This window comes from Desulfosoma sp. (assembly GCF_052743555.1).
This window is the reverse complement of sequence record NZ_JBRAHS010000024.1, coordinates 1-11,652: the sequence shown is the minus strand read 5'-3', so window position 1 is coordinate 11,652 and position 11,652 is coordinate 1. Positions and strand designations below refer to the sequence as shown.

At 57.2% G+C, this 11,652-nt stretch carries 9 protein-coding genes and 1 tRNA gene; 6 read left to right on the top strand and 4 right to left on the bottom strand.

Translation table 11 applies throughout. The annotated features are described in order from the left end of the window. The first annotated feature begins 390 nt into the window (after positions 1-390). From ACUVSA_RS13265 to ACUVSA_RS13255, 3 genes are read left to right on the top strand one after another with little or no spacing between them, the layout of a single operon-like run. Complete coding sequence (locus tag ACUVSA_RS13265) at positions 391-1,206, top strand: DUF4198 domain-containing protein (protein ID WP_445891472.1); 816 nt, start codon at positions 391-393, stop codon at positions 1,204-1,206. A 23-nt stretch (positions 1,207-1,229) separates the two neighbouring features. Then, entirely contained in the window at positions 1,230-1,580 is a 351-nt protein-coding gene (locus tag ACUVSA_RS13260; RefSeq protein WP_445891471.1) for a hypothetical protein, read from the top strand. Between the two features lie 26 nt (positions 1,581-1,606). Further along, the gene (locus ACUVSA_RS13255) at positions 1,607-3,676 is read left to right on the top strand and encodes a molybdopterin-containing oxidoreductase family protein (protein WP_445895185.1); all 2,070 of its coding nucleotides are present in this window, start codon (positions 1,607-1,609) and stop codon (positions 3,674-3,676) included. A 6-nt stretch (positions 3,677-3,682) separates the two neighbouring features. On the opposite strand, the gene ACUVSA_RS13250 is transcribed toward ACUVSA_RS13255, so the two are convergent. Genes ACUVSA_RS13250 through ACUVSA_RS13240 form a run of 3 tightly spaced genes read right to left on the bottom strand, consistent with a single transcriptional unit; the run spans position 3,683 to position 6,901 of the window. Continuing rightward, positions 3,683-4,222, bottom strand: a complete 540-nt coding sequence (locus tag ACUVSA_RS13250) for a Slp family lipoprotein (protein WP_445895184.1) — start codon at positions 4,220-4,222, stop codon at positions 3,683-3,685. Beyond that, positions 4,215-6,452 (bottom strand): 6-phosphofructokinase, encoded by a 2,238-nt coding sequence (locus ACUVSA_RS13245; RefSeq protein WP_445895183.1) that lies wholly within the window; start codon positions 6,450-6,452, stop codon positions 4,215-4,217. Before ACUVSA_RS13245 ends, ACUVSA_RS13250 begins: the two co-directional genes overlap by 8 nt. A 44-nt stretch (positions 6,453-6,496) precedes the next feature. Then, positions 6,497-6,901, bottom strand: coding sequence for a PaaI family thioesterase (locus ACUVSA_RS13240; protein ID WP_445895182.1), 405 nt, complete (start codon positions 6,899-6,901; stop codon positions 6,497-6,499). Positions 6,902-7,031: 130 nt separating this feature from the next. On the opposite strand from ACUVSA_RS13240, the gene ACUVSA_RS13235 reads away from it, so the two are divergent. The 3 genes from ACUVSA_RS13235 to ACUVSA_RS13225 all read left to right on the top strand — a co-directional run bounded on the left by ACUVSA_RS13235 (position 7,032) and on the right by ACUVSA_RS13225 (position 8,601). Continuing rightward, positions 7,032-7,109, top strand: a tRNA-Pro gene (locus ACUVSA_RS13235). Between the two features lie 804 nt (positions 7,110-7,913). Next, positions 7,914-8,321, top strand: a complete 408-nt coding sequence (locus ACUVSA_RS13230; RefSeq protein WP_445895204.1) for a hypothetical protein — start codon at positions 7,914-7,916, stop codon at positions 8,319-8,321. Next, positions 8,275-8,601 carry an ABC transporter permease gene (locus ACUVSA_RS13225; RefSeq protein WP_445895181.1) on the top strand — a complete coding sequence of 109 codons (327 nt, stop codon included), beginning with the start codon at positions 8,275-8,277 and terminating at the stop codon, positions 8,599-8,601. The genes ACUVSA_RS13230 and ACUVSA_RS13225 overlap by 47 nt, the downstream gene beginning before the upstream one ends. Positions 8,602-8,953: 352 nt before the next feature. Here the strand turns inward: ACUVSA_RS13225 and ACUVSA_RS13220 are convergent, their stop codons facing one another. Further along, on the bottom strand, positions 8,954-10,921 hold the full coding sequence (locus ACUVSA_RS13220; RefSeq protein WP_445895180.1) for a chemotaxis protein CheW: 1,968 nt from the start codon (positions 10,919-10,921) through the stop codon (positions 8,954-8,956). Between the last annotated feature and the right edge of the window lie 731 nt (positions 10,922-11,652).

Here is an 11,652-nt window from a genome sequence, read left to right as displayed (position 1 = left end):
CGCGTTCCATCTTGGGTCTTTGCTGCGCCGTGATGAGAAAGCGAAAACTCTGACCGGGTCGCACAAATCTCAGACGTAAACTTACGTCCAGAAAACCCGCTCAACAGTCATCCCTGTAGTCGGCCACAAGGTTGTTATCCCATGCCTGATTGTCACGAGGTGGCTCTCGACGCATCGTCCATCCTTATAGGGGCTTTTTGATCTCTGAGTGTCTTGACACGGGTCACGTTTTCCTTTACGTTGATTCCGTAAGGGAAGGCTATAGCCTTTCGAACCAGCCCACTAAGCCTGTGGGGTTCCGTCCCTCACCTCATGAACCTTCGGTCACGAAGACCTCACAACAACTTTTATCCTTCATCAGTGAAAGCACCCAAAGTCACGGAGGTCGTCATGAAACATCGTCCCGTTGTCATGGTCCTTGTCTTCACGTTTGTCCTGGTGACCAGGCTCTTTCTTGCCGGTTCCGCTTTGGCGCATTTTGGGCTCATCTTGCCTTCCGACGACATCGTCACCCCGGAAGATTCCAAAACCCTTACGCTGCAGGCCAAGTTCCTGCATCCCATGGAAGGCCACTATATGGAAATGGTCAAGCCGAAACGTTTCGGTTTTCTGCACATGGGCCAAAAGACGGACCTGACGGCATCCCTGGAGGCCCGCAAAGGTCGCGGCGCCGATCAGGACAACAATTTCACGTATTGGGAAACCTCTTATACCATTCGCAAGCCCGGAAATTATATCTTCTACATGGAACCGAGTCCCTACTGGGAACCTGCCGAAGACAAGTTTATTGTGCATTACACGAAGGTATGCGTCCAGGCCCTTGGGTTGGAAGAGGGCTGGGACGAACCTGTCGGGCTGGAGACCGAAATCGTGCCGCTGACACGCCCCTATGGCCTGTGGACCGGCAACGTCTTTTCCGGCCGTGTGCTTCTCAAAGGAAAGCCCGTCCCCTATGCGGAAGTGGAAGTGGAATACCTGAATGAGTCGCCGGATAATCCTTCCAAGGTAGCGGCCCCCTCCGATCCGTTTGTGACCCAAGTGGTCAAGGCCGACGGCAACGGTGTGTTCACCTACGCTATGCCTCGCGCGGGATGGTGGGGCTTTGCCGCGCTCAGCGACGCTTCCTGGAAGCTCAAAAAGGACGGCAAACCCAAACCTGTGGAGATCGGTGCCGTCTTTTGGGTTCACACCACAGACATGAAATGATTGCACAAGCATGGAGGACGAGCATGGGCCACCGCTACGAGTCGGCAAATTTTGAACAGAACCACGATCACTGCGCGCAAGCCCCGCATCACCATGGGCATGAAGAGGAACACAGGCCGCACTCCGGCCACGAAGGCCAGACCACCTCCACAGAGCACGAAGCCGGTGCCCTTTCCACAAAGGAAAAGCTGGCCAGAATGCTGGATCACTGGAAACACCACAACGAAGAGCATGAGGCTTCCTATCGCCGGTGGGCGCAGCAGGCACGATCGGAAGGCCTGGCGCAGGTGGCGCAAACCCTGGAAGCGGTGGCGGAAAGTTCTTTGGCCCTGAACCAGCTGCTCGATAGGGCCCGAACACAACTGGACACGTAGCAGAACACGCTGCGCGGGAGGAACCCATGGCCCAGGAATGGTTTCGAACCCATTGTGCGCGATTCGATCACGGCGGTTGCGGTTTAAAAGTCTCCATCAAAGACGGTCGCTTGGACAAGGTGGTTCCCGACCCTGACGATCCCTTCAGCCACGGCTGGCACTGTCGCAAAGGGCTTTCCGCCAAGGAACGACTGGAAAGCCCTCTCAGACTCACGCAGCCTCTGCGCCGCACCGGTCCTCGAGGCTCAGGCCTCTGGGAACTCGTCGGCTGGGATGAGGCCTTGGATCTTCTGGCGCAGCATTTCTCTCGAGCCATTCAGACGCTTGGACCGGAAAGTGTCGCCTTTGCACAGGGCGCGCCCAAAGGACCGGAATTTTTCCTGCTCCTTCGCTTGGCCAATCTGCTGCGATGCCCCAATGTGGCGGGAAGCCAACATGTGTGCCACATGCCTCGAGAACAAATGGCTCTGGTCACCTGCGGCTTTTTTCCGGTGGCAGACCTCGAAGGACCGTCTCGATGCGTGCTCTTGTGGGGAAGTAATCCCCCGGCCACCAACGAAGAGGGGGTGCTGGGAGGACACCTGCACGCCTGTTTGAACCAAGGGGCCCGGCTGGTGGTCGTGGACCCTGTACGCACGGCAGTGGCTGAAAAAGCCGACGTATGGCTGCAGATCCGTCCCGGCACCGATGATCTTTTGGCCATGGGTTTTTTGCACGTCATTGTGGAAGAAGGTTGGTACGACCGGGAATTCGTGGAACAGTGGACCGTTGGCTTTGAGGACCTGCGACGGGCCGTCAAAGCCTACACGCCGCAACGGGTGGCGGCAGGATGCTGGGTGCCCGAAGAAAAAATTCGAGCAGCGGCACGACTGTACGCCCAGAACCGCCCCGCCTGCCTGCAGTGGGGCAATGCCGTGGAACACACGCCCAGAAGCGCCGACACCTGTCGAGCTCTGGTGCACCTCATGGCCGTCACCGGAAATCTGGAGCAACCTGGGGGCAATATTCGCGCCGACATGCCCCGACTCATGCCCCTTAAGGACATGATCGCTCTGGACGATTTTCCCGATCGCCCTAAGAAACTCTTGAACCATCACCACCGCATTCTTCCGCGTTTGATCTCAGTCCCCAGCTGGATGGTGGTGCAGTCCATTCTGAACCAAGCCCCCTACCCCATACGGTCTCTCTACATGCAGGGAACCAATCCCCTGCTGAGCTACACGGATGCCGCCGTCGTCAAGAAGGCTCTGGAGTCTCTGGAATTCCTTGCCGTCGCCGATCAGGTCATGACACCAACGGCCGCCTTGGCCGACCTGGTGCTTCCTGTGGCCTTGCCCATGGAATACAACGACATCGGCCACTACGGATTGCCTCATGGTTTCGTCACGGCTCGGCCCAAGCTGGTGGATCCTCCGGAAGGATGCCGTTCCGACTTGTGGATCATCAACGAATGGGCCAAGCGCATGGGGTTGGGCGATCGCTTTTGGCCAAAGGAGGAAGACATCCTGGAAGCCATTGTGGCGCCTTCCGGGCTCTCGTTCCGGGAATTGTGTGCGAAAGGCGTAGTTTTTGGCCCCAAGCGTTATCGCACCTATGAGGACAAAGGCTTTAAGACACCTTCCGGCAGGGTGGAATTGCGCTCAAGCCTTTTGGAAAAATGGGGTTTTTCCGCACTGCCCGCCGCCGAAGACCCCGCGCCTCTGCCCGAAGATTTTCCCTTTCTGCTCACCAGTCGGAAACCCAAAGACTTTTTTCATTCGGCATACCGGCACTTGGAACGCCTTCGCCAAAAGCATGCAGAACCCACGGTATGGATCTCGCCCGATTCCGCAGCCCGTTTGGGGATCAGCGAAGGGCAAAAGATCTTCATCGAAACCGCTCATGGGCGCATCGCTCAGCGCGCCCATCTCACGGAGGCGCTGCGTCATCCCGTGATTCTCGCAGACTTTGGGTGGTGGTTTCCTGAAAGGACGGGTGACCCTTTGCGGGGATGGGCGGCGTCGAATCTTAACATGCTCACCGGGGTGGGACGCACGGATCCCGTGATGGCCACGCCGCAGGTTCGGGCCATTCCATGCCGCCTCACCCCTGCCTGAGGGCGGTCACCAGCACCATCCATGGCCAAAGTAGAACCGCCACCAGATGGGAGGGTACCGGCCGCAGTCGTCGTAGGGATCCCGAACAATCAAAGGCTCCTCCGGCCATAAATGCATCTCCAAAACGGTCACTACGGGATACACAAGGGGGACAGCGCCCACCCTTCGCTCTTCTGTTTCCGTCAGGGTTCCAGCCACCGTCACCAGGCGGTTGGGCGCATACAGAGCGGTATCCAGAAATCGTGACGCCTTCGCCAAGAAACGGCCGTCAGAGCGCGTGGTGCTGGACGGCTTTCCCTGCCGATCCGCCGGAAGCTCCAAAATTTCCAGCCACGTGCCGTCGCTCTTGTTTTCCCCGGAAAGAATTTTGCCGCTCCAGATCACTACCTTTCCCTTGTAAGCCTTGGGATTTCTTCTAACCTCTTCCAAACTCAGGTTCATGGCGGCCTGCTGGCGCACCTGGGGCGAAATGACATGAGCACACCCGCTCAGGACCAAGAGCCCGGCAGAGAATCCAACAACCCACAGCAAACCTTTCTTATGCATGGCCTGCCTCCGAACCGCCCACGGCCCATGTGGGCGCGTGTTTGGACAGCGCCTCGGCCGTAGCGGTCAGTTCCAAAAACCATTGATGCTTGGGACGCCCTTCCTTCACATCCATCTCCTCAAGCACCTGCCGCAATGGGGACACTTCCAGACCGCCACCTCTCTGCCCTAAAACCAACACCTCCCTTCGATCCTGACGCAACATGGCGCTCATTTCTCGAGCCGCCGCCGATCCCATGTGGCTTGCCAGAATCCGATCAAAGGCTGAGGGAACGCCCCCTCGCTGCAGGTGTCCGAGAATGGCGGTCCGCACCTGATACAATCCCCGACTTTCCTCCTCCAAAAGCCGGCTGATGAAATCGGTGGTGTAATGCCTTGACGCATTCTCATTGCGTAAGTAAATCACCATTCTTTTGCCGCACTGAAAGCTTTCCCGAAGGGCAGCCACATCGTCGTTCAGTTCCGCAAGGGTAATGCCTTTTTCCGGCAAGTAGGCCTTTTCGGCGCCCGAGGCCAAAGCGGCCATGAGGGCCAGATAACCCGATTGACGCCCCATTACCTCCACCACAAAGGTGCGCTTAGTAGCTCCCGCCGTATGGCGGATCTTGTCCAACGCCTGCACGATATTGTTTAAGGCGGTGTCCCCTCCGATGGCAAATTCCGTACCCGGAAGGTTGTTGTCGATGGTTGCCGGCACCAGAACCATGGGAATGGCCAAGGCCTTGAGTTCCGACATGTGGTGCATGAGCATGGTCACGTTCATGTAGGTTCCCAAACCACCGATGGCCATCAAGCCGCGAATGTTGTGCTTTTCGATGGTTTCCGCCACCCGGAAAACATCCTCTTCCGTCAGGCTGTGGCGCATGGTGCCCAGTTCCGAACTGGGGCGATTAACCCAAGAAGTGAGCTCGTTCCATTCCAGAGCCATGAACTCACCGCGAATCAGACCCCAAAAGGCATCGCGCACACCCACCACGGGAAATCCTTCGTTCATCAGGCAGCGGGCAGCAATGCTCACCGCTGTGTTCATGCCCGGCGCATCGGCACCTCCCGTAAGGATCGCCACGGGACCATCGCTGTGCATGGCGGCGGCGGGTTCGATGCGCGTCAAGGTCTTGATGAGCTCCAGGGTTCGAACAAAACTCTCTCCGCGCAGCTGTTGCGCCTCTTGATAAAAGCCCTGATCGATTTGTTTGCCCACCGCCTGGCTCTTTTCCACCACTTCTATCAAGGGCGTCATGACGACCCGGTTTTTCTGCAATCCGATCATGTGGCGCAACGGTCGATCGCCCGCCTGAACCAGAGCGTCTACAGCGGCCACACCCAAACGGGTGGCCAAAATCCGATCAAAGGCCGACGGTGCACCTCCTCGCTGCACATGGCCCAAGACAGTCACCCGCACATCAATGCCCAAACGATCGGCCAAAATTTTCTTAAGCTCCTCCGTGCGAATGGGCAAGCCATCAGGATGGCGCGCACCTTCCGCCACCACGACCATCTGGTGGGGGCGGCCGATGGCTCGAGCCTTTTCGATGGATCGCGTCATCTTTTGATGCCAGCGCAGGTCCAGCTCCTCTTCCGGAACCAGGACCCAGGAAGCACCGCCGCCCAAAGCGCCCATGAGCGCCAGGTAGCCGCAGTGGCGGCCCATGGTTTCCACCACAAAGGTGCGCTGGTGGGATGCCGCCGTGGATGTTAGATCATCGATGGCGTGCACGATGTGATTCAAAGCGGTGTCCACGCCGATGGACATGTCCGTACCAAAGAGGTCGTTGTCGATGGATCCGGGAAGGCCGATCACGTGCAAACAGGAGGGGGCTTCCCCCGATTCGCCCAAGAGCCCCTCTTTTTGCAGTGCGTCCACATGCAGAGGCCATTCTTCGGCCATCACATGGGCCCCCATCAGAGAACCGTCCCCGCCGATAACCACGAGAGCATCCACGCCCAAGGTCACTAAGTGGCGCACCGCCTGGCGCCGCCCTTCAAGGGTTCGAAATCGTTCTGATCGGGCCGTGCCCAAGAAGGTGCCGCCTCGAGGCAAAATGCCGCCCACGTCGCTCCACCCCAAAGACCGAATGGCTTCGCCTCCGGAAACCAGTCCTTCATAGCCGTTATAGACACCGTAGACTTTGAACCCATAATCCAGAGCCCGCCGCACCACCGCGCGCACGCCGGCGTTCATCCCCGGTGCATCGCCGCCGCTGGTCATCACCGCGAGGCTTCGTTCCATGGTTTCCTCCTCATAGCCAAGGCGTCGTCAAAAGGGCCACAGGTTTAAGCCCGTGACAGGGCGTAGCTGGCGAGAGCCACGGCCGTCAGGCCTCCTTCCGCATCCACAATCTGCACATAGGCCGTGCCGACTCGGGAGCCGCATTTCAGCACCCGGGCTTCGGCGGTGAGGTCGGAGCGGCCGGGGCCGAGATAGTTCACACTCATTTCGATGGTGGGCGTAAAGTCCTTTTCGTTGAGCAAAGAAAGCAGGGCTATGGCTCCCGCAAAATCCGCCAGAGTGCTCACAAGACCTCCGTGCACCATGCCTCGCGAATTGCACATCTGAGCCTTGTAGGGAAGTCGTACGCGGGCCTTGCCATCGTGAGCTTCCAGAACTTCCATGCCCAGCCATTGCACGGCGGGAACCAGCTGGGCGCGGCGCGCCACATGCTCACAAACTTGATCCATGAATCCTTGCGCCTCCCTCTTCAAAGCTTTTCCAGAATCCGGCCTTCAAGAACAAAAGCCGCCAATCGTCTTGCATTTCCCCAAACGCTATGATAGGCACCCACCCAGTCTTGGCTTACATGAGACACGTCGGGGCGTAGCGCAGACTGGTCAGCGCACCTGCCTTGGGAGCAGGGGGTCGGCGGTTCAAATCCGCCCGTCCCGACCAGCACAATCCCTCGCCAGCCCGTCAGGCACCCCCCCCCGCCCACAGCCCGCCGGAACCACCGAAAAACAGTTCTCTGATCGCGCTCGATTCCTCCCCCGCAGGCACCACATTTACCCCAGGCTCACGTGTTCGTCAAAGCCGTGCACCCGAAACTTCGAACAAGCAAGGCCACCAAGGAACGCCAGGCCGACCTTTCGAACCGCACCTTCACGAACCCTGCCTTCACCCGGCATGGGTTCCTCAATCGTCTGCCATGTTCATAGGCGGAATCGATGAGACAAAGAACTCGGCATCACTCTTTTCTTTTGAGCTGCCAGCCCATTGGTCATCTGCTTGTCGCCGGGGGGTTGCTTTTTTTCTGTTTTTCTTTATCCTAAAAAAAGACTGACAGCCAGTTTTCTTGTCGCGCTCAGCCGCAGCGACACTGGTACGGGAACACATTCCTTTCAGCTTGCCAAGACCGCCTCTTCCCAAGAGCACAAAATGAATGTTCGAAACCTCGTGTTCATTGGCGCTCCAGCACTTTCAGCCAGTTATAGGGCCTTAGAAGGTGTTCCATTTTTCGTTCCATGGTTTGACAAAAAGCTCGGTTTTGCCGAAGATTTTTCTGGCGAATGGCTCCTCCCGCGGGCTATTTTCATTTAAAACGTACGCCTGGATGGTCGCTCCTTCATGGGCGCATCGGATCACAATCAGGAGGGCCGATTCTGCGGGAGCCTGTTCTTCTTTGCAAAGATCTTCGTTTGACCCTGCCCGATGGACGCCCCTTTTTCAGGGCCTTTGCGTGGACATTCATCCCGCACAATGGATTCAAATTGTCGGGCTTTCGGGCTGCGGGAGACCACTGTGCTTCGCATTTTGACGGCCTTTGAGCGCCCAGCGGCGGGGACCATTTTGTGGAACGGAACCCCGCTGGAAAACGTGCCGGGGCCGGTCTTGAAAAGTTCGGTGATCCATGTGGCCCAAACACCTGCAATGGTTGCCGCTACAGTGCACACCAACCTGCATCTTTCTTTTGGCTTTCGAAACCATCGAGGCCGTCCCCGACCATCTGCCGAGCAGCTTCGTCATCTCTTGGGTCAAATGGGCATGGAAATGGGCTACGTCCTGACAATGATCTTTCGCGTTCGGCATCCGGCCCCCCGTTCTGGCCTTCTATTGCGTCATGATCTTTTCGGCTGCTTGGATCGTTCGCGCCCGCATCTCCAGTAGGACCGTCGCCTTCTTTCTTCCGACGCTCGCCTCCATGCTGGCACTTTACATGTTCATCACTTACGCTATGACAGCCTTGGATGTAGGGGTGCGGCCCTGGTGGCGGCCCCAGTATTTCCTGACTCTAGGGGGTATGGTCATCGGCAATTCCATGAATGCCGTGGCCATTGCTTTGGAACGGTTTTTCGATTTCGCCCTCACAAAACTAAGCCTTTTCGCCTGGCGTCGCCGCCGCCCTGCCCTGGCCACCCCTTTGGAATCTGTCCTTCTTTTATCCTGAAACGCCTTAGAGTGCTCTATTTTGGCGTGCCTGCAGGCTCCAATGTTCCAACGAAAGGAGAGCATCCTTGCGGTCCGAGAGCTGACAAACCCGGATGAGTGTTTCTTTGCGAGAGAAGGAAGTGGCGCACGCGCGTCCGTCCGACTCCAGAGGTTCGTCCCGCCTTTCCCCAGGGATGCCCCCCCTTCTCGGGGTTCCCATCTCTCTCAGGCTGGTTTCTTTCAAGGGGACCATTTTCTCGTCGTCCGCAGATTTTTGGACCCACAAGACTCTGTTCCACCAAAATCACGGACGCGGAACCCCCCCCGATACATGTGAGAAAAACCCTCGCACAGCATTCTCAAAGGCGTTCCTAGGCGGCCTCTTGCCGTTCCTTCCATTTTTCGGGCACCAGGGTCTCCGGATGTGCAAAGAGGCGGTGGACGTTCAAGAGAATGCGCACGGCCTCGCCGTCTTTGGCCATGCCGGCGATGTATTCCATGGGCGCTCCCAACCCGTAGGCCGGTGCATCTTCAATGTGGGCGGCCTTGATGTTTTCCACATGAGAGACACTATCCACCACGATACCCAGAGGGACGACGCGGTCTCCCCGAGGGGTCTCCAGAATGATGATACAGGTGCGGTCGTGGTAGGGGAGTTCAGGAAGACCGAATTTGAGGCGAAGATCGACCACTGGAATGACTTTGCCCCTCAGATTGACCACGCCTTTCACTTCAAGAGGCGTCTCCGGCACCGAACGAATGGGCATCATCCCGATGATTTCTTTGACGGACAACACGTCCACGCCGTAAGTCTGCTCCATGAGGTGAAAGATCAGGTACTGACCTTCCCGGTCCAAATTGGCCTTGCTGGACAGGACGGCCTGGTTTTCCAGGGCTTTCAGCTTTTCACGAGCAAAGGCGGCCGCATCATGCAGGACCGAGCGGCGGGCCATGCCTCCAGCCTCAAGGCAGGCCTTCTCAGCAAACCGTAGGTCCAGCAGTTGGTTGACGTCGATGCGGGAACCCAGGCCCATGCGTTCCACCATGTAATCTTGAATCTTGATAAAGTCGTCGGCCACCGGCAGCAGGTCGTCCGTTTTGATCCCCATGGAATCCGTCAGCACATTCTTGAGAATGGCCTTTTTCAACCCTAGTGTGCCTTGAGGGTCCAAAAATTCCACGCCAATCTCCGCGGCGTTGTCTGGATTGATGCTGATGAACTTGCCGGCCTGGACCAACATACCCACCAGTTCCTGCACGGCCTCGCTGTGATGCTCAAGGATCTCATCGCGCACGGCCACCACACAGCAGGGATGGTTTTCCCACAACTCTCCAGACAAGAAAAGTTCATCGGCAAGGCCGCTGGCAATGGCCTTGGTCCCAATGGGTTCGGCCACCATAAACCCGCAGGCTCCCGGCTGACCGGACAGAAACTCGGGCATGCGCACCGGCGGAACCACTTCGTAGATGACATCGCAGCCACTGTTTGAAGCCGTGCCTGGACTCAGGCCCAACCCTTTGAAGAACATGTGAGACAAAATGTGATGAATGGACAGTTCGTGCGGAATATAGAAGGTTTTGCCTTTGAACAAGGATTTCAAAGACTCGCCGGGGGCTTTCTTTCGCACGGCAATGCTTCCGTTCTTGTGCGCCAGGAGGACAATGTGCAGGGGGACGCCATAGGCGAACAGGTCCATGGCCAAGGGAGCCAGGACAAGAGCGGCGTCCACCTCACCTTCCGCCAGCGCCTTTTGCACAGGATTCCAGCTGGACATACACAAAGTTTCAAGCTCGAAATGGCGCGGCACCCGTTTGCCGCTGTCAATGAGATGCTTGAGAACGCCCAAGGTGAGGTGATCGGTGATCTGAATGTGGCCGACTTTGAGCCGCAGCCGGCCTGAAGCGGTGCGTTCAGGGTGTCGCACGTGGGTGTGAGCGCGGCCGGCCAAGGTTTTGCCGGCCAGGGTTTCCTCGATAACGCTCTGCAGCTCCTGAGGCGCAAAGGGCTTGGTGATGACATTGTTGGCGCCCGCTTCCGCCGCCTCCACTCTCTCCTTCATCTGAGCGCGGCCCGTCGCCATGATAAAAGGCAACTCTCGGTAGGTTTCTTGAGACCGCAGCGCCCGAACCAGATCTAAGCCTCCCATGCCGGGCATGTTCCAATCGCTGATGACCAGAGCCACTTGTGGATTTTCTCTGAGCAGGCGAAGAGCATGCTCTCCATCTTGAGCCTCCAAAATGTTGTGATACCCAAGGGAGTTGAGAACCTTGATTTCCATCTTTCTGGTAATGGCGGAATCCTCCACCAGCAAAATGACCAGTTCTTTACCCGACACCATCGTCTTCACCTCACCGTTTGTCGTCCATCGAGAGCGTGACGCATCTAGCCGGCATAGCGGACCTGAGCCGCAGGGTTCTCTGTTGGAACACATCCACAAATATATCGGCCGACCGGCCCAAATCCTTAAGCCCAAAAAGTCGACGGCTGCCTGTGCGCTTCCGTCGGCTTTCGCACCGAGGATTGGATCTTCTGAACCGCCATCCTTGTGGAATATATCGCTCCCCGCACAGAAGGGGCGGTTGGTCGTACGGCCACGCAATCTTACGGGACAACTTATCGTCCTACGAACAAAAGAGGCGGTTCTCTCGAATTGAAATTTTCCATGTTTGGAACAGGAAACATAGAAAGTGTGGAAAGTTCTTCTAGGCGACGGAAGACTCTCAACGGCCGTTAGAGCCTTTTCCTGTCCCGCTCTTCAGAGCTCCATCTCTTGCAGGCCGCCGCAGGGACCAGCATGGAACCAGCCCGGCTTCACTTAGGAGAACCGAAAAGTTTCGGGAGCTTGGAAGATACGTATTGCAAAATTCAATGGATTTGTGTCTTGAACCAGAAGAAAATCATGGCGTGCCAAGTTGTTTCCAACTCTGTTCCGTGCGTTCGATTGAGACCGAAAAAACCTTTCATTTCATCACCTTGCTTGTATGGTGATAAAGATGTTGGCATAACCTTTCATATGATGGTCATCCGCCTATTTAGGGGCCTGGGCCGGATTCCCAGAGCATTGTCCAT